This window comes from Arminella tubonensis, assembly GCF_003240585.1.
Classification (GTDB): domain Bacteria; phylum Pseudomonadota; class Alphaproteobacteria; order Rhizobiales; family Rhizobiaceae; genus Rhizobium; species Rhizobium tubonense.
On the sequence record NZ_PCDP01000035.1, the window covers coordinates 596,669 to 615,375 of the forward strand.

An 18,707-nucleotide genomic window follows, 5' to 3' on the forward strand; every position below is an offset into this window, starting at 1 on the left:
GTCAATGATCCGAGACATTAATCCTCAAACGGATCGGTCACAAGTATAGTGTCTTCGCGCTCGGGACTGGTGGAAAGCAGCGCAACCGGCGCACCGATCAGCTCCTCCACTTGCCGTACGTATTTGATCGCCTGGGCCGGCAAATCAGCCCATCGACGCGCGCCGACGGTCGATTCTTTCCAGCCTTCGAGCGTGATGTAGATCGGCTCCACACGCGCCTGCGCCGCCTGGCTGGCTGGCAGGTAGTCGATGACTTTTCCGTCCAGCATGTAGCTCGTGCAGATCTTCAGTTCGTCGAGACCGTCGAGTACATCCAGCTTCGTCAGAGCGATGCCGGTAATGCCCGATGTGCGCACCGTCTGCTTGACCAGAACTGCGTCGAACCAGCCACAACGGCGCGGACGACCGGTGTTGACGCCGACCTCGCGGCCGACGGTCGACAGATGCCGCCCGATCTCATCGTTGAGTTCGCAAGGGAAAGGACCCTCGCCGACGCGGGTGGTATAGGCCTTGGTGATGCCGAGGACATAGCCGATCGCCGTCGGACCAAGGCCCGAACCGGCCGCTGCCTGTCCGGCCACGGTGTTCGACGAGGTCACGAAGGGATAGGTGCCGTGGTCGTTGTCCAGCAGCGCGCCCTGGGCACCCTCGAAAAGGATGCGGGCGCCGGCCTTGCGCTGGTCGTCGAGCAACCTCCAGACCTGGTCGACATAGGGCAGGATGTGATGAGCGACCGATGTCAGCTCTTCATGCAGCGAATCAAATGAAATCTCCGGCAGGCCCATGCCGCGGCGAAGCGCATTGTGATGGGTCAGCAACCGGTCGATCTTGGCAGGCAAGGTGTCCGGTTCCGCAAGGTCGATGACGCGGATGGCGCGACGGCCGACCTTGTCCTCGTAAGCAGGACCGATACCGCGCCGCGTCGTGCCGATCTTGGTGCCACTGTTCGATGCAGCATCTTCCCGCAGGGCATCGAGGTCGCGGTGGAGCGACAGGATAAGCGGCGCGTTTTCTGCGATGCGCAGGACATCAGGGGTAACCGCAATGCCCTGGCTGCGAAGCTTTTCGACTTCAGCGACGAAGTGGTGGGGATCGACGACGACGCCGTTGCCGATGACGCTGAGCTTGCCGCGAACAAGGCCGGATGGCAGGAGGGCGAGCTTGTAGCTCACCCCGTCGACGACGAGCGTATGGCCGGCATTGTGGCCGCCCTGGAAGCGCACGATCACGTCCGCGCGTTCGGAAAGCCAGTCGACAATTTTGCCCTTGCCTTCGTCACCCCATTGCGAACCGATCACGACTACGTTCGTCATTTATTTACTTCCTGCTTCCTGCGCAACGATTGCGCCTTGCTCAAACCCGCGCATCTATAAAGGTTTGTTTTTGGGAAAGCGACCCTGTTGTCTCAACAGATTGGGCTTTTTGCATGACTTATCAGCGCCTGAACGCGCCAAAGGGACCATCCGCCTCAATGATCCGACGAGAGTGGTGTGACAGACGGTTTAGACGGGTTCGGCCGGGCAGCTATCCGAGCTCGAGGGTTGTAACGCCGAAGATGCGTTTCAGTGGCAACGCTGGGGCTGGCCCCCGATACATCCGCGCCGTTTCGAACACCGGCTGAAGCCCGAGGGATTCTGCCAGCCTCACGCCCTCGATATTGTCTGCCGGCACGTCGATATAGATCCGCTTGCCCTTTGCCACCGGGATCAGCGTCGAGAGGATCGCGCTGGCTGTCTCGGGATCGTTCGCAAAAAGAGGACCGATCTTGTGGCCTTCGAAACAGCGCCTGATCGTGCCGTAGCCCCTGATCTTGCCACTGCTGCGCGCGACGACGGACTTTCGCTTCGCCGGTGCACCGCACCAGAGGGAGACAAAGGTCTTGCGGGGCTCGGGAAACATTCCGGCGTCGTATCGCTGCAATCCCTCGAGCCGGTCCGGAGCAATCGGCGTCGCCAGAATACCGGCGGCGGGCGGAGCTTTCGCGACGCCGCCGTAACGCACCGTCCGGTAGGCAACCTCGAAGCCGGCACGCTGATAGTTCGCCTGTTGCGCGAGCACGCCATCAAGACCGATGGTGCGGCCCTCCGCCGAGGCTATCCCGCGCTCCCAGAGCTTCTTGCCATATCCCTTGCCACGAAAGTCGGGGTGAACCATGAACAGGCCGAGAAAGGCGAAATCATCGCCATATTTGACGACGGAAATACATCCGACGGGAACTTCCCTGATGGCGCCAACAAGAAAGCCCGATGGATCGGTATTGTAGAAATCCAAAGCGTCGTCGACCCCGGGGTTCCACCCCTCCTGTCGTGCCCATTCGAGGGCTAGCTCAATTTCTCCTGGCCGCATCGTCCGAATGGCGAATGCTGAACTCATGCAACTTTCCTGAATTCCCCCGCCTGAGACGTCTTGAGACCGAGCGCATACAGCATCTCGGCAAGCTTGACGGCCGCAGCAACTCCATCGATGACCGGCACGCCGTGTTCCAGGCTAAGCTCGTTGGCGAGATCCGCCATTCCCGCGCAGCCTAGAACGATAGCGTCCGATCCATCATTAGCCAATGCTGAAGCAATCTCAAGCGATATGGTGCGGCAAGCATCCGATCCCGCTCTTTCCAGTTCGAGAACAGGCACTTCCGAGGCCCGTACCCGCACGCACCGGGACTTGAAACCATAGGTGACGATGTTGTCTTCGATGACGGGGATCGAGACCGAGAGCGTGGTCACGACGCTGAAACGCCCGGCAATCAGCGTCGCGGCGTGATAGCCGGCCTCGCCGATGCCGATCACCGGACGGGATGTCCGCCGGCGGGCCTGATAAAGGCCAGTGTCGTCGAAACAGGCGATGATGATGGCGTCGAAGTCCTCGTCGTTCGCCCTCTCGATCTCGGCAAACAATCCGGGAAGTGCCGCCTCTCCGTCTTCCGGCCCCTGGATGCTGGCGGGGCCGGAAGACGGGTTGCGGGCGACGATCTCGGTACCGCCACCCGCGACCTCGCGGGCTGCCTTGCCGATCTTTTCCGTCATCGAAGCCGTCGTATTGGGGTTGATGACCAAGATGCGCATGCGCTTAAATTCCCTTGCCGGCATCCGACCCTTCAGCCATGCGCCGACGACGCATGATCATGCCGATACCGACGAATGTCAGAATGATCGTGAACGAAAACAGCGTCGTCACCGTGCCGAGCGCATAGAGCACGGGCGTCGTCACGTTGGTCGTCATCCCGTAGATCTCGAGCGGCAGCGTGTTGAACGAGCCTGACGTCATCAGGGTACGGGCGAATTCGTCGTAGGAGAGCGAAAAGCCGAACAAGGCCACGCCGATCAGGCTGGGGGCAATCATCGGTAGGACCACATAACGGAACGTCTGCCAGGAGCTCGCCCCAAGATCCCGCGCCGCCTCCTCGTACGAAGGCGAAAAGCGGTTGAACACGGCGAACATGATGAGGACACCGAACGGCAGCGTCCAGGTCAGATGTGCGCCAAATGCCGAGGAGTACCAGGCAGGGGCCAGGCCGAATTGTTGAAATACAACCCCGATCCCAAGCGAGATGATGATCGAGGGAACGACGAGGCTGGCAACGGTGCCATAGAAGATAACGGAAGCGCCGCGAAACTTCCGCCGAAATGCGAGACCCGCAAGCAGCGAGACAACAACGGTTACCACCATCACCATCAGCCCGAGCAGGAAGGACCGCTCGAACGAGGCGCCGAAATCGCCGACCGCCTGCCGTTGGAAAAGATTGCTGAACCAGTGCAGCGAAACACCATTGAGCGGAAACGTAAGCCCGCCGTCCGGTCCCTGGAAAGACAGGATGAAAATCGCCGAGAACGGCCCATACAGGAACAATACGAAGATAATGAAAAACGCGGTGAGCACATAGAATTCCAGCGGGCGCTTCTCGGTGTTCATCTCAAAGCTCCTTGCGGATGTCGACGACGCGCAGGATGGCGGCAACCATCAGCAGCACCAGGATCAGCAGCACGACGGCGTTGGCGGCTGCGGCCGGATATTGCAGCAGCGACATCTGGTTCTTCATCATCAGCGCCACCGAAGCGCTCTGGCCACCAGACATCACCTGCACGGTGGAGAAATCGGCCATGACCAGAGTGACGACGAAGATCGTACCAATGGCGATCCCCGGCTTTGCCAGCGGAATGACGACGTTCCAGAGAATCTGCCAGCCGTTCGCCCCGGCATCCCTCGCTGCCTCGAACAGCGAGCGGTCGATGCGCATCAGCGTGTTGAAGATCGGCGTCACCATGAACAGCGTATAGAGATGCACCATGGCCAGGATGACCGCGAAATCGGAATAGAGTAGCCATTCGATCGGCTGCGGAATGATCCCCATCTTGATCAGCGATGAGTTGATGAGGCCGTTGCGACCGAGCACCGGTATCCACGAGATCATGCGGATGATGTTCGATGTCAGGAACGGCACGGTGCAGATCAGAAACAGGATCATCTGCGTCGTCGGCTTGCGGATGTAGAAGGCCAGATAATAAGCGACCCAGAAACCGATGAACAACGTCAGCGCCCAGACGATCAGCATGAACTTGATCGTATTGAGATAGGTTTTCCAGGTAACCCAGGAGCCGAGGGAGTCGGTATAGTTCGTCGACAGGAGCGCCGGATAGATACCCGCGAAATCATAGTCCCAGAAGCTGACCACGGCGATCATCAGGATTGGCAGCAGAAAGAAGAAGCCGAGAATGACGATCAGCGGCAATGCCTGCAGATAGGACAGCACGCCGAGCGGCAGCGACCAGTTGCGCCAGCCTGCCTTGCCGGTCTCAGTTTCCACCCGTGCCGTCGCGATCGTCGTCATTTACCGATCCTTGTTCTGGTCGTGAGATTGCCCCTCACCCTAACCCTCTCCCCGCAAGCGGGGAGAGGGAACCTATCGAGTTTGCCGTCCTTCTTCCGAAAGTCAGGGACGACGGAAGGCGCGTCTATCCCCTTCTCCCCGCCCGCGGGGAGAAGGTGGCCGACAGGCCGGATGAGGGGCTGCCCCAACCGACGCTGTTCACATCAGGCAGCGATAAACTCGTTCCAGCGCTTCACCATGTAGCGGTCTTCGTCCATGACCGAGTTCCAGCAGGCGACGTGGCCCATGCGCTCTTCGAACGAACCGCCGTCGCGAACTGCTCCGGCCTTCTCCATGACCTTGCCTTCAGGAGACATGATGTCGCCCTGGGCTGGCTTGCCTTCGATCCAGTAGCCCCACTCGTCTGCCGTCATGAAGTTCTTGGCCGTGTCCATGCAGGCCGAGTAGTAGCCCTGGCGGTTGAGATAGCCGCCGACCCAGCCGGATGTGTACCAGTTGATGTACTCGTAGGCCGCGTCGAGCTGCGCACCCGACAGGTGCTTGGCAAGGCCGAGACCACCGCCCCATGAACGGTAGCCTTCCTTGAGCGGCTGGAACTTGCAGGCGATGCCCTTGGAGCGGACGGCGGCAACCGCCGGCGACCACATGGACTGGATGACGACTTCGCCCGACGCCATCAGGTTGACCGACTCGTCGAAGGACTTCCAGAAGGCGCGGAACTGGCCGTCGCCCTTGGTCTTGATCAGGAAGTCGATCGTCTTGTCGATTTCCGCCTTCGTCATGTTGCCCTTGTCGGCATATTTGATGTGACCGGACGCTTCCATGATCATGGCAGCATCCATGATCCCGATCGACGGGATGTTGAGGATCGCGGTCTTGCCCTTGAAGGCCGGATCGAGGATGTCAGCCCAGCTGGTGATGTCGCGGCCGACGAGATCCGGGCGGATGCCGAGGGTATCGGCGTTGTAGATGGTCGGAACCATCGTCATCCACTCGGTCGGCTTCTTGGCGAATTTCTTGCTTTCCTGCCCTTCGACGAAGCCGACTGTGTGCGGAGCAGTACCCTGCGCGATCACGCTGTCCGGCTTCAGCTTGCCGGTGATGAACAGCGGCACGATCTTGTCGAAATATTTCAGCTTCTTGGTATCCATCGGCTGAAGGACGCCCGTTGGAAACACCTTCTTGGCGATCCAGTATTCGATGTCGGCGATATCGTAGCTATTGGGCTGCGTCACGGCGCGCTGGGCGGCGGCGTCGGAGTCGGTTGCCGTCATTTCGAGCGTGATGCCGAGGTCGGCCTTGCACTTGTCGGCGATGGCGTTGAGGTTGGAAACGCCGGTACCGAACTGGCGAAGCGTGATGTTTGTCTGCGCCCAGATCGTTGGAAAGCCGGTGATGAGGCCGGAGCCTGCAACGGCGCCGACCGCGGCGGCACCGGTCTTAAGCAATGTACGGCGGGAAATGCCCCCTGCCGTCTCGGTGGATTTGGTTTCCTTGGTCATTTGCTGTTCCCTTTTTTTGGATGATGGAAAGATCAGGCTGAAACCCGGCCGAGGAGGACCGCATCCTCCAAGGCCCAACTCAAAGACAGTGCATCGCCGACCGAGACCGGTTTGGCGAAGTATTCCGTGTCGCGAATGATGGCCGTAAAGTCTTCGCTGCCCGCGCCTATGACTGTGATTTTTACGGAAGCGCCGCGGTATTCGACATTCGAAACGATGCCGTTGAAACCGAGGCTCTTCTCAGATGGTGGCGCCAGCCGCACCCGATCGGTGCGGATGCCGATGTCGATCGGAGCACCAGTCTCCGTTGCCTTGCCGCGAACGGAGAATGTCTGCCCCTCGGGAACCTCCAGCTTGACGACGCCGTCCTGGCTCGCCGTGACGCGGCCGGAAAGCACGTTGTGATCGCCCATGAAGCGCGCAACGAATGCGGTCGCCGGCCGCTCGAAGACTTCGCGCGCTTCGGCCGCCTGCTCGATGCGACCGTTGTTCATCACCACGATCAGGTCAGAGAGCGCCATCGCCTCCTCCTGGCTGTGGGTCACATGAACGAAGGTGATGCCGAGCGTCTTCTGCAGCTTCTTGAGCTCCGCGCGCATGCGGATCTTCAGGAATGGATCGAGCGCCGACAGTGGCTCGTCGAGAAGCAATGCTTCCGGATCGGTGATCAGAGCGCGGGCTAGCGCCACGCGCTGCTGCTGGCCGCCTGACAGTTGCGCCGGCCGCCGGTTGGCATAGGGCTCCATCTGCATCAGTTTCAGCATGTCGAGCGCCTTGGCCTGACGGATCTCCTTGTTGACGCCCTTCATCTTCATGCTGAAGGCGACGTTGTCGACCAGATCGAGATGCGGAAAGAGCGCGTAGTTCTGGAACATCATCGCCGTGCCACGGTCTGCTGGACGCGCGTGGGTGATCTGGCTCTCTGACAACACGACGTCGCCTTCGGACACCGTTTCATGCCCGGCTGCCATGCGCAGCGTCGAGGATTTTCCACAACCGGAGGGGCCGAGCAGGCAGCAGTAGGTACCAGCCGGAACCTTCAGATCGATGGCATCGACCGCAAGCGCATTGCCATAGCGCTTCGTCAGCCTGATAAGTTCGAGATCGCCCTTTGCCATCTGCACCTCTAGCAATATGCCTGTGCTAGAGAGTTTGCAAAGGCCGTGCCAATTGCAAAAAGTCAGATTAAACTATTGGTAATATTGCCATTTGCATATTTTGAAATTTAGGGGCAGCGCAAAACTGCCCATTTTATGGGAGCGGGAAAAAGAGCAAATGCACACAACGTAATCAGATATTGTATACAAAACTTACGTGGTATTGCGCGCAATGATAGGCTATGTTGAATGCAATATAGCAACCACACTCGATTCCAGACCGATAATACAACCATGCTCAAAACATCAGGGAAAAGCCGGACGGCAGGACAGCCGCCTGTGCAGCAATCGCCCGTCTACCTCGGGATCAGGAGCGCTATTCTCGGTCACAGCATCACCCCCGGCACGAAGCTGCCGGAGGACGAGCTTGGCGACATCTATTCCGTCAGCCGTACGGTCGTCCGTGCAGCGCTTCAGGCGCTCGCGCTTGATCACATCGTGTCGCTGGAGCCCAACCGCGGCGCCTTCGTCGCCAAGCCGACGCGGCTTGAAGCCCGCGAAGTGTTCGAGGCCCGCTCCCTGCTTGAGCCGAAGGTCGCCGCCATGGCAGCCGAAATTGCCAAACCCGCCGATATTGCCCTTCTCGAAAGACATATGGAAGAAGAGCATGCCGCCGTCGCCGCCGGCAAGGACGGCGAGGCGGTGCATCTCTCCGGCCAGTTCCATGTCGCGATCGCCGAGATCGCCAATCACTCGATCTACACCGATTTCGTCCGTCGCCTCTGCTCGCGCTCGTCGCTGATCGTCGCCCTCTACTGGCGCCGCCGCGACACGATCTGCGAACACCACGCCCATCACGAACTGGTCAAGGCAATCGCCCAACACAAGCCGAAAGACGCCGCCGAACTGATGGTCAGCCACATCGTCGACCTCTTCTCCGGCCTCGACCTCTCCGAACGCGAACCGGTCGGCAAGAAACTGTCGGACATTTTGAAGGTCTGATTTCCCGCTTTTCCCCGTTCTATGAAACTTTCGTGCAACTGCCGCACAAACGTTGGCTCCATATGGCCCACCGCGAGAACGCTGTGTATAAGCGCAGGCGATCGACAATGCTTGGGGTGCGGCACAGGTCCGCGATCCCGACGCAGGCTGAGGAATAGGTTTCATGCGCATCACGATGATCGGTTCTGGTTACGTGGGTCTGGTATCCGGCGTCTGCTTTGCGGATTTCGGCCATGACGTCATCTGCGTCGACAACGACGTCTCCAAGATCGAAGCCTTGAAGATGGGTGCGATCCCGATCTTCGAGCCGGGGCTGGAGCAGCTGGTTGCCGACAACGTCCGCTCCGGCCGCCTGTCTTTCTCGACCGCGGTAGAAGAATGCGTCGAAGCCAGCGACGTCGTCTTCATTGCCGTCGGCACGCCGTCACGTCGTGGCGATGGCCATGCGGACCTGTCCTACGTCTATGCGGTCGCCCGCGAAATCGCCATGCACATCAAGGGCTTCACCGTCGTCGTCACCAAGTCGACCGTGCCGGTCGGCACTGGCGACGAGGTCGAGCGCATCATCCGCGAAACCAACCCCGAGGCCGACGTCGCCGTCGTCTCCAATCCGGAGTTCCTGCGCGAGGGTGCGGCGATCGAGGACTTCAAGCGCCCCGACCGCATCGTCATCGGCCTCGACGACGACCGCGCCCGCGAAGTGATGACCGAGGTCTACCGGCCGCTCTATCTCAACCAGGCGCCGCTGCTCTTCACCTCGCGCCGCACCTCCGAGCTGATCAAATATGCCGCCAATGCCTTCCTCGCCATGAAGATCACCTTCATCAACGAGATGGCGGACCTCTGCGAAAAAGTCGGCGCCAACGTCCAGGAAGTCTCGCGCGGCATCGGCCTCGACGGCCGCATCGGCTCCAAATTCCTGCATGCCGGCCCGGGCTACGGCGGCTCCTGCTTTCCGAAGGACGCGCTGGCGCTGGCGAAGACCGCGCAAGACTATGACAGCCCTGTCCGCCTCATCGAGACGACGATTTCGATCAACGACAACCGCAAGCGCGCCATGGGCCGCAAGGTGGTCGCGGCGGTCGGCGGCGACGTGCGCGGCAAGACCATCGCCGTGCTCGGCCTCACCTTCAAGCCCAACACCGACGACATGCGCGACAGCCCGGCGATCTCCGTCATCCAGGCGCTGCAGGATGCCGGCGCCAGCATCGTCGGCTACGACCCCGAAGGCATGGAGAATGCCGCCAAGGTGATCGACGACATCAGCTATGCCGACGACGCCTATGGCGCGGCGCAAGGGGCGGACGCGGTGGTCATCGTCACCGAGTGGAACCAGTTCCGCGCGCTCGATTTCCTCAGGCTGAAATCCGTCATGAAGACGCCCGTCCTGGTCGACCTGCGCAATATCTACCGTCGCGAGGAAGTCGTCCGGCACGGGTTCGACTATACCAGCATCGGACGGCCGACCGAGACCGGCAAAGCCGCAAAGAGGGCTTGAGCATGCGTTATCTGATCACCGGCACAGCCGGCTTCATTGGCTTCCATCTGGCCAAGCGCCTGCTCGACGAAGGCAATTTCGTCGTCGGCTTCGATGGCATGACGCCCTACTACGATGTCGCGCTGAAGGAAAAACGCCACGCGATCCTCGCCCGCTCGAACGGCTTCAAGCCCTTCGTCGGCATGCTGGAGGACAAGGCGGCGCTGGACAAAGCCGCCGAACTTGCCGATCCCGACGTCATCGTCCATCTGGCCGCCCAGGCCGGCGTCCGCTACAGCCTGGAAAACCCGCGGTCCTATGTCGATTCCAACATTACCGGCTCGTTCAACATCATTGAGCTTGCCCGCGCGCTGAAGCCGAAGCACCTGCTGCTGGCCTCGACCTCGTCCGTCTATGGCGCCAACGAGAAGATGCCGTTTGCCGAGAGCGACAAGGCCGACGAGCAGATGACGATCTATGCGGCGACCAAGAAGAGCATGGAGCTGATGGCGCACAGCTACGCCCATCTGTTCGACATCCCGACCACCGCCTTCCGCTTCTTCACGGTCTATGGTCCCTGGGGCCGGCCCGACATGGCGCTCTTCAAGTTCGTCGATGCCGTCCGCCACGACCGGCCGATCGAGATCTACGGCGAGGGCCGGATGAGCCGCGACTTCACCTATATCGACGATCTCGTCGAAGGTATCGTCAGGCTGATCGGCGTCGTTCCCTCGGAAGAAAACCGCGTCGCCTCCGACACCGTCGTCGACACCCTGTCGCGCAACGCTCCCTTCCGCGTCGTCAATATTGGCGGCGGCACGTCCGTCGAACTCATGCATTTCGTCGAAATCATCGAGGCGACGCTTGGCAAACCCGCGATCCGCAAGATGCTGCCGATGCAGCCCGGCGACGTTCACCGCACCTTTGCCGACCCCGGCCTCCTGGTCGCCCTCACCGGCTTCAAGCCGCAAATCCCGGTCGAGGAAGGCGTGCGTCGCTTCGTCGAGTGGTACCAGGAAAACTATTGAAAATCAGGCTTTGCCGGGTCCTGCCCGGTGATAGTCCCGGTCGAAATAGACGAGCCCATGGCCGTCGTCACGACGGCGGATGGCTTCGACTTCGCACATCAGCACATCATGCGTTCCAACATCTGCTCGACGCACGATGCGGCAGTCGAACGACACTAGCGCATCCTCGAGCACGGGCGATCCAGTCGCAAGCTCCGACCACGCGGCAGCCGCGAAACGCTCCTCGACAGGCGTCTTTCCGCCGAAAAGCCGGGACAGATCCTGATGGCCGTCGGAAAGAACATTGACGCAGAGGACGCCATTTGCGGTCACCGCCGGATACACCGAAGCGCTGCGATTGAGGCAGACCAGCAGCGTCGGAGGACTGTCCGTAACACTGCAGACTGCCGTCGCCGCAAAGCCTGCCAAGCCTCCCGGCCCGTTGGACGTGACGATGTTGACCGCAGCGGCCATCCGCGACATGGCATCGCGGAATTCGAACCGGACGGCCTCGGCATCTACGACGGGGGTTGCGTCCTCGATCGCCACTGACATCTTCATATTCATCCCCAAGTCCTCACTCATCCAATGGCGCGACGGTGATGCTAACTTATTCGCGTCGCAGACGGGTCTCAAGAAACGACATTCTCTACGATCCCATCCACGAGGCAAGATGTTCCCTATTAAATCTATCGACAATAACAATCTTCGTTGAAAGACGCTTTATCGGTCGTATCACAAAGCGCGCCCTAGCGACGATCGCCCCGTCCCCCTTGTGGGAAGGGTTGGGGAGGGGTCTTCTGCTCCGCCTCCCGCATCCCTCACAAAACAGACGCGCCAACGGGCACGCGGTTTCGCCGGACCTCCAAAAGGATATGGCCGAATAGGGCGAGAAGCACGATCGGGCCGCCGATCATCGTTGCAGCCGAGGGTATTTCGCCGAGGAACATCCAGACCCACAACGGCGTCAGCGGCACTTCGAGCGAGGTCAGCAGGCTGGCGTCCGCAGCCGGCATGAGGCGCGAACCGAATGTGTAGAGACTGAGCCCCATGGCATTCTGGACCAGCCCGAACGCGATGATCAGGCCGATATCGCCGGTCGAGACCGACCCAGGCGATGCGAACCAGAAGGTCAGCAGCGAGCAGAGCCAGGCGGAGGCCGCCATAGCCGGCAGCATCGGCACGTTGCGGTGTTGGCGCATGACGACGGCAAGGCCGGCAACCATCAGCGTCATGATTGCCGCCAGTCCCTTGCCGAGCCAACTGCCGCCGCCCCCAGCCTCGCCGGTGAGCATGACGATCACGCCCAGAAGCGCGACGCTACTGGCAATGAGCGTCGTCAGGCTTGGCCGTTCCTTGATGAAGACATAGGCGACGCCGGCGGTAACGAACGGCACCGTCGCGTAGATCACCATCGCGTCGGCGACCGACGTATAGTAGATCGACCCGATGCCGCTGATCATCGCTGCGGTCGAAAACACCGTCGCGGCCAGCGACGGTCCCCGCATCGAGCGAATGATCCGCAAGGCGCAGCCGCGCTCGATATAGAGAAAAAGTGCAAAGACGCCGCAGCCGGAAACGATGCCGCGGCAAAAGAGGATCGTCATCAGGTCCGCATGGATGGAGCGGACGAACAGGCCGGAAGATGACCACGCCAGGGCTGAAAGGGCCACATAGGCGACGCCGACGCGATACTGCTTCTGCTCGGCAAGCGTCACGGCGAATCCTCCCCAGTATTTTAGGCTTGGACTATTAGCGAGCGCAGGGATTGCCGACAAGCAGGCACTGCGCCCTTTGGCGTCGCCAACGAAATAAGGCGCGGCGGTTGCAGAACCGCCACGCCTTTCACTCATGCCGGGGGATAATCAGGCACAGGCTGCGAAGAATTCGCGAACAGCCTCTATTTCGTTCGGACGGATGTCGTGCCCGCCCGCATGCCATTCGATCTTCACGTCGGTTTTTTGGCGGGCGAAATAGTCCGCCAGGGCCGTCGTCGCAGGTCTGGGCGAGATCGGATCGCGCTCGCCCGCGGTGATCAACACCCGCCGCCCGGCAAGCCTGGCATCGTCCCCCGGCGTGAACGGGATAAGCGGATGCATGAGCACAGACGCATCGAACAGATCGCCATGCTCGAACATCACGTTGGCAAGGATGTTCGCGCCGTTCGAAAATCCGAGGCCGAGGATTGCGGAGGCCTTGCGCTCCTCTGCCAGGCGCTTGACGAAACCAGCCATCTTGTCGGTCGAGCGGGCGAGATCCGCCATGTCGTAGACGCCCTCCCCCGTTCGCTTGAAGAAGCGTGCCGCGCCATATTCCGAAACATCCCCGCGCGGCGAGACGATGGTTGCTTCCGGCAGCAATCGGCTGCCAAAATCGAAGAACTGGTTCTCGTCGCCGCCCGTGCCGTGGAAAACGAAGAGAATAGGCTTGCCGGCTGCACCGGCACGCAGCCGGTGCACATAGCTTGTATCGGTCATGTCAGTTTCTCCCCGTTCACGCGTCCAGCGGCTCGAGATGCTGCTCGATCAGAGAGCGCAGATGCGCATGCTGTTGCGGCAGCTTCAGCGCCTCGCCGAGATGGGCCGTGTCTTCGTCACGATTGAAACCCGGTTCGTTGGTTGCGACCTCGAACAACACGCCACCCGGCGTACGGAAATAAATCGCCCAGAAGTAGTCGCGATCGATAACTGGCGTTACCTGGTGCCCGGTATCCATCAGCGCCTTGCGAACTTCCAGCTGCTTTGCGCGGTTTTCGACCGCGAAGGCGACATGGTGCACAGAACCGGCGCCGGGCATGGAGCGCGCGATATTCGGCATGGTTTCCAGGTCCACGAAGTCGGCGCCGTTCCCACCTGGGATCGCCAACCGCTTGACGCCGTCATGCGTATCGACAATCTGATAACCCATATATTTCAACAGTTCGTTCGTGGCGCCGTCATCGCGGAGCCGCATCGAAACCGAATGAAAACCACGGATGGCATGATCGGCATCGACGCCGCCATGGGTCCACGCCTGGCGCGGGTCGTCCTTGACTTCGACAAGTGCGAGACCGTCTCCATCAGGACCGGCAAAGTGCAGGCGCTTCTGGCCGAAAGATTCGTCCGCCTTGATGCCGTCGACGCCCTTGGCGGCTAAACGATCGGTCCAGTATGCGAGCGCGCCTTCCGGAACCGAAAACACTGTCGTGCCGACCTCGCCCGTGCCGGGACGGCCGCGAGGCATCTTCCCGAATGGGAAATAGGTCATGACCGAGCCCGGTGTACCGATCTCGTCGCCATAATAGAGATGGTAGACATCCGGAGAGTCGAAATTGACGGTCTTCTTGACGCGGCGCAGGCCAAGCGTATCGGTGAAAAACTGGTTGTTGGTCTTGGCATTTCCCGCCATCGATGTGACGTGGTGGAGGCCTTTGATCTGGTCAAGCATTTCAAACCCCTTTCTCCGCCCGTAATTTCAGGGCGTTTCTGATGGGCAGAAGATGGTTGTCGCAGCCGCTTTCGGATAGCCCCCGATCGCCAAACGCATTGTCCTCAATTGTTGAACGATGAAGGGCTGTCGTTCAATCGACACTTCCGCTTGACTGAAGCGGCTCAGCACCTTATATCTAGACAGTCTAGCTAGGAGGCCTTCATGAACTGGCAATTGCAAGACGCCAAGAATCAATTTTCGAAAGTCGTTCAAAAGGCGCGTACGGAAGGCCCGCAGATCGTAACCCTTCGGGGCGAGCGCGCTGCCGTTGTCCTGTCTGCGGATGATTACGACGCGCTTCGGGTCGGACGACCCAATCTGGTCGACGACATCTTGGCAGGTCCATCATGGGATGACGAAATGAGCGAAACTGTCACAAGGCGCAGCAAGATGCCGAGCCGAAATGTTGCCATCTGATGTATCTCGTCGACACCAACGTCATCTCGGAAGCCCGTCGCGGAACAGCGCAAGCTACATCCTGGCTTCGCTCCGTCGATCCCCGCACGGTGTACCTGAGCGTCATCACCCTTGGCGAGATCATGCGCGGGATTGCTCTGAAGCAGAAATCCGACCCGCGCACGGCGGTTCATCTCGAAGAGTGGCTCCGCCGAATCCAACTTGACCACAAAGATCGTATCCTGCCGATCACCGATCGCATCGCCGTCGAATGGGCCCGCATATCGGCTCTTCGCCCACGCGGGGATGCGGATGGTCTGATTGCCGCCACCGCCGTCGTCCACGATCTCATCGTCGTCACGCGAAATGTCGCCGACTTCGACGACACGGGCGTTTCACTGATCGATCCATGGAATAATTAGTTAGCGCCCGGCGACATCGCTCGGCAGCGCCCAGTCGACCGCTTGGCGGCCATGCGCCTCGAGATAGGCATTCGCCTTCGAAAAATGCCTGGACCCAAGAAAGCCGTTGTGGGCGGAAAGCGGCGACGGGTGTGCGGCCTTCAGCACCAGGTGTCGCGAGGCGTCGACGAATGCGGCCTTCTTCTGCGCATAACTTCCCCAAAGCATGAAGACGACGGCGTTGCATTCGTCGTTGACGGTGCGGATGACCGCGTCGGTAAAGCGTTCCCAGCCCTTTCCCTGATGCGAGGCAGCACGCGATTCCTCGACGGTCAGGACGCTGTTCAAAAGCAGGACGCCCTGCTTCGCCCAGCTTTCAAGGAAGCCGTGGCGCGCTGGCGGAATACCGAGATCGCTCTGCATTTCCTTGTAGATATTGACCAGCGACGGAGGAATGCGCACGCCCGGCTGCACGCTGAAGCAGAGGCCGTGTGCCTGGCCGAGCCCGTGATAGGGATCCTGCCCGAGGATCACGACTTTGACATTGGAAAGCGGCGTCAGGTCGAGCGCCCGAAAATATTCCGGGCCACGGGGAAAAATGCTCTTTCCGCTTTGCTTTTCCTCGAGAAGAAAGGCCTTGAGCTGCTGCATGTAGGCGCTGGCGAACTCTTGCGACAGCGCTTTTTTCCAGCTCTCCTCCAGCTTGACGTCCGTCTCCGGCATGGCCCGCTCCGTTCCGTTTCATCAGCCGTTCGATTGATGACGAAAGCCCGGGCGAGTCAAGAAAGCGCGCGCCCTGACGACGGAAAGACCACAGATTTCAGGCCTTCACCCGCGCCATCTCGGGGTCGTAGAGCGGTCTCATCGACACCGAGCACGGCACCCGACGCATGGCGACGTCGAGTTCGTAGGTGCCGGAGAGAACGAACTCCTCGGTCACGCCGTCGGGATCGCCGACATAGCCGTAGCCGATCGGCTTGTCGAGCGTGTAGCCGAACCCGCCGCTGGACAGCCAGCCGACGTGTTTGCCGTCGCGGTAGATCGTCTCGCGGCCCAGCAATACGACCTCTGGATCGTCTGGAACAAAGCAGGCTAGCATCTTCTCGACGCCCAGCGCGAGTTGGCGCTCTATCGCGGCCCGACCGCGAAAGGCAATGTTCTTTTTCATCTTCACCGCCCAGCCGAGACCCGCCTCGATCGGCGTACGGTCCGGACCGATATCGGCCCCCCAGGCGCGGTAGCCCTTTTCCAGCCTGCAGCTCTCGATCGCGCGATAGCCCGCATTGACCAGGCCGTAGCCTCCGCCGGCCGCCATCAGCGCGTCATAGACGGTCGCCGCATATTCGACCGGCACATGCAGCTCATAGCCGAGCTCGCCGACATAGGTGATGCGGAGCGCGCGGACGGGACAGCCAGCGATCCCGATCGTGCGCACCTGGCCGAACGGGAAACCCGCATTGGAAACGTCAGCGCTGGTAACCGTCTCGAGGATAGCGCGAGTGTTCGGCCCCATCAGCGAGAGGACGGAATAGGCTGATGTGACGTCGACGAGCTCGGCGTGCATGTCGGCCGGGATCCCCTTGGCAATCCAGTCGAAATCGCGCGTTGCAAAGCCGGTGCCGGTAGTGATGTAGAATTCGTCCTCGGCGATGCGTGCCACGGTCAGATCGCATTCGATCCCGCCGTTGTCGTTCAGCATCTGGGTATAAACGAGAGAGCCGACCGGCTTGGCAACGTCGTTCGATGCGATCCAACTAAGTGCTGCTTCCGCATCGGCCCCCTTGAGCACGAATTTGGCAAAGGATGTCTGGTCGAAGAGGACGGCAGCTTCGCGCACCGCCTTGTGCTCGCGGCCAACGGCAGAAAACCAGTTCTGCCTGTTATAGCTGTAGATGTCTTTCGGCTCCTCGCCGGCAAACAGATCGGCAAACCAGTTCGGCCGCTCCCAGCCGAGCTTTTCGCCGAAGCAGGCGCCTTGAGCCTTCAGCCGGTCGTAGAGCGGCGATTTGCGGCAGGGGCGAGCGCTGGAATGCTCTTCGTAGGGCCAGGCCATGGTGTAGTGCTTGCCATAGGCTTCGAGCGTACGCGTGCGAACCCAGTCGGTGTCGAAATGCGGACGACCGAAACGCCTGATGTCCGCGGGCCAGAGATCGTAGGGCGGTTCGCCCTTCGTGACCCATTCGGCAAGGGCCATCCCTGCACCGCCGGCCGAGGCGATACCGAAGGCATTGAAGCCGGCACCGACGAAGAAGTTCTTTAGCTCGGGCGCTTCGCCGAGGATGAAATTCCCATCGGGCGTAAAGCTTTCGGGACCGTTGAGCAGCTGCTTGACGCCGGCCGTCTGCAGACCAGGCACACGCACCAGCGCCTGTTGCATGATCTGGCCAAAGTGGTCGTAGTTGGAATCGAGCAGGGAAAACTGAAAATCATCAGGCACACCGGTCGCAGCCCACGGGATCGGATTGGGCTCGTAGCCGCCCATGACGAGGCCGCCGAGCTCCTCCTTGTAGTAGGTCATACGGTCCGGATCGCGCAGCGTAGGCAGGTTGGACGGCACGCCGAAGGAGTCGGTAAGGACATATTGGTGTTCGATGGATACAAGCGGCACGTTGACGCCGAAGCGCGCTGCAAAATCGCGCGTCCACTGACCGGCGCAGACGACGACGCGCTCGCATTCGATCCGGCCGCGATCGGTGACGACGGCACGGATCCTGCCCTTGTCTATCTCGATGTCGATGACGCCGGTATCCTCGAAGATCGAGACCCCCGCCATTCGCGCGCCCTTGGCAAGTGCCTGCGTGATGTCGGAGGGGTTCGCCTGACCGTCAGTCGGCAGGAAGGCGGCGCCAATGACGTCGTCGACCTGCATCAGCGGCCAGAGACCCAGCGCCTCCCCTGGTGTCAGAAGCTGCACGTCGAGACCGAAAGACCGCGCCGTCGTTGCCTGTCGCTTGACCTCCGTCCACCGCTCGGCGTTGCAGGCCAGCCTCAATCCGCCGTTCATCTTCCAGCCGGTGGCAAGACCTGTCTCAGCCTCGAGGCTGTTATAGAGATCGACCGAATAGCCCAGCAGTCGGGTGATACTCGCGCTTGAGCGAAGTTGGCCGACAAGGCCTGCCGCGTGGAAGGTCGTTCCCGACGTAAGCTTGTGGCGCTCCAGCAAGACGGTGTCGGTCCATCCGATCTTGGCAAGATGATATGCAGTGGAACATCCGATGATGCCGCCCCCGATAACGACCGCTTTTGCTGTGGTAGGCAGTTCCTTCATCAAACGACCTCGAAAACTACTCATAAACGTCACCCAAAACTGCAGGACCTTTCGAACCAGGTGCTCGATAAATGCTGCCCGGCAGCCGGATGAAAGTCGCCGAGGATCATCGTCGGACCCTGCAAGTTGCTGCCAGTGTATTGATGAGATGCAAGATTGACGGTGGGGCAAATCGCGACGGATTCGTACCGAATGCCACGAGCCAATGTCTTATCACCAGGCGGTACAATCATCGCCTCTCCCGCCTTCCTGCAGATTAATGTG

General features: G+C 60.6%; 18 protein-coding genes. 5 read left to right on the forward strand and 13 right to left on the reverse strand.

What is annotated here, in order from left to right:
• Positions 1-17: 17 nt before the first annotated feature.
• The 7 genes from CPY51_RS14550 to CPY51_RS14585 all read right to left on the reverse strand — a co-directional run bounded on the left by CPY51_RS14550 (position 18) and on the right by CPY51_RS14585 (position 7,445).
• Positions 18-1,313 carry an adenylosuccinate synthase gene (locus CPY51_RS14550; RefSeq protein ID WP_111160900.1) on the reverse strand — a complete coding sequence of 432 codons (1,296 nt, stop codon included), beginning with the start codon at positions 1,311-1,313 and terminating at the stop codon, positions 18-20.
• A 211-nt stretch (positions 1,314-1,524) separates the two neighbouring features.
• Positions 1,525-2,373, reverse strand: a complete 849-nt coding sequence (locus tag CPY51_RS14555; RefSeq protein WP_111160901.1) for a GNAT family N-acetyltransferase — start codon at positions 2,371-2,373, stop codon at positions 1,525-1,527.
• Entirely contained in the window at positions 2,370-3,062 is a 693-nt protein-coding gene (locus tag CPY51_RS14560; RefSeq protein ID WP_111160902.1) for an aspartate/glutamate racemase family protein, read from the reverse strand. Before CPY51_RS14560 ends, CPY51_RS14555 begins: the two co-directional genes overlap by 4 nt.
• Before the next feature lie 4 nt (positions 3,063-3,066).
• Entirely contained in the window at positions 3,067-3,909 is an 843-nt protein-coding gene (locus CPY51_RS14565) for an ABC transporter permease (RefSeq protein WP_111160903.1), read from the reverse strand.
• 1 nt (position 3,910) lies between these two features.
• Positions 3,911-4,825 (reverse strand): ABC transporter permease, encoded by a 915-nt coding sequence (locus CPY51_RS14570; RefSeq protein WP_111160904.1) that lies wholly within the window; start codon positions 4,823-4,825, stop codon positions 3,911-3,913.
• A 203-nt stretch (positions 4,826-5,028) separates the two neighbouring features.
• The gene (locus CPY51_RS14580; RefSeq protein WP_111160906.1) at positions 5,029-6,327 is read right to left on the reverse strand and encodes an ABC transporter substrate-binding protein; all 1,299 of its coding nucleotides are present in this window, start codon (positions 6,325-6,327) and stop codon (positions 5,029-5,031) included.
• 32 nt (positions 6,328-6,359) lie between these two features.
• A complete protein-coding gene (locus tag CPY51_RS14585; RefSeq protein WP_111160907.1) occupies positions 6,360-7,445 on the reverse strand; it encodes an ABC transporter ATP-binding protein in 1,086 nt (361 codons plus the stop codon).
• A 318-nt stretch (positions 7,446-7,763) separates the two neighbouring features.
• Here CPY51_RS14585 and CPY51_RS14590 point away from each other — a divergent pair, with 318 nt between their 5' ends.
• The 3 genes from CPY51_RS14590 (at position 7,764) to CPY51_RS14600 (ending at position 10,931) form a co-directional block, all read left to right on the forward strand.
• On the forward strand, positions 7,764-8,426 hold the full coding sequence (locus CPY51_RS14590; RefSeq protein ID WP_338049433.1) for a GntR family transcriptional regulator: 663 nt from the start codon (positions 7,764-7,766) through the stop codon (positions 8,424-8,426).
• A 163-nt stretch (positions 8,427-8,589) separates the two neighbouring features.
• Positions 8,590-9,924 (forward strand): UDP-glucose dehydrogenase family protein, encoded by a 1,335-nt coding sequence (locus CPY51_RS14595; RefSeq protein WP_111160909.1) that lies wholly within the window; start codon positions 8,590-8,592, stop codon positions 9,922-9,924.
• 2 nt (positions 9,925-9,926) lie between these two features.
• Positions 9,927-10,931, forward strand: a complete 1,005-nt coding sequence (locus tag CPY51_RS14600; RefSeq protein WP_111160910.1) for an NAD-dependent epimerase — start codon at positions 9,927-9,929, stop codon at positions 10,929-10,931.
• A gap of 3 nt (positions 10,932-10,934) precedes the next feature.
• On the opposite strand, the gene rutF is transcribed toward CPY51_RS14600, so the two are convergent.
• From rutF to CPY51_RS14620, 4 genes are all read right to left on the reverse strand, one after another.
• Positions 10,935-11,465: an NADH-dependent FMN reductase RutF gene (gene rutF, locus CPY51_RS14605; protein ID WP_244598681.1), complete on the reverse strand. Its 531-nt coding sequence runs from the start codon at positions 11,463-11,465 to the stop codon at positions 10,935-10,937.
• 266 nt (positions 11,466-11,731) lie between these two features.
• Positions 11,732-12,628, reverse strand: a complete 897-nt coding sequence (locus tag CPY51_RS14610) for a DMT family transporter (protein WP_111160912.1) — start codon at positions 12,626-12,628, stop codon at positions 11,732-11,734.
• Between the two features lie 147 nt (positions 12,629-12,775).
• On the reverse strand, positions 12,776-13,387 hold the full coding sequence (locus tag CPY51_RS14615; protein WP_111160913.1) for an alpha/beta hydrolase: 612 nt from the start codon (positions 13,385-13,387) through the stop codon (positions 12,776-12,778).
• 16 nt (positions 13,388-13,403) lie between these two features.
• Positions 13,404-14,336: a VOC family protein gene (locus CPY51_RS14620; protein WP_111160914.1), complete on the reverse strand. Its 933-nt coding sequence runs from the start codon at positions 14,334-14,336 to the stop codon at positions 13,404-13,406.
• A gap of 204 nt (positions 14,337-14,540) precedes the next feature.
• Between CPY51_RS14620 and CPY51_RS14625 the strand changes: the two genes are divergently transcribed.
• Complete coding sequence (locus tag CPY51_RS14625) at positions 14,541-14,795, forward strand: type II toxin-antitoxin system Phd/YefM family antitoxin (protein WP_111160915.1); 255 nt, start codon at positions 14,541-14,543, stop codon at positions 14,793-14,795.
• On the forward strand, positions 14,795-15,196 hold the full coding sequence (locus tag CPY51_RS14630) for a type II toxin-antitoxin system VapC family toxin (protein ID WP_111160916.1): 402 nt from the start codon (positions 14,795-14,797) through the stop codon (positions 15,194-15,196). Before CPY51_RS14625 ends, CPY51_RS14630 begins: the two co-directional genes overlap by 1 nt.
• On the opposite strand, the gene ung is transcribed toward CPY51_RS14630, so the two are convergent.
• Positions 15,197-15,898 carry a uracil-DNA glycosylase gene (gene ung, locus CPY51_RS14635; RefSeq protein WP_111160917.1) on the reverse strand — a complete coding sequence of 234 codons (702 nt, stop codon included), beginning with the start codon at positions 15,896-15,898 and terminating at the stop codon, positions 15,197-15,199.
• Between the two features lie 97 nt (positions 15,899-15,995).
• Complete coding sequence (locus tag CPY51_RS14640; protein ID WP_195909527.1) at positions 15,996-18,446, reverse strand: GcvT family protein; 2,451 nt, start codon at positions 18,444-18,446, stop codon at positions 15,996-15,998.
• Between the last annotated feature and the right edge of the window lie 261 nt (positions 18,447-18,707).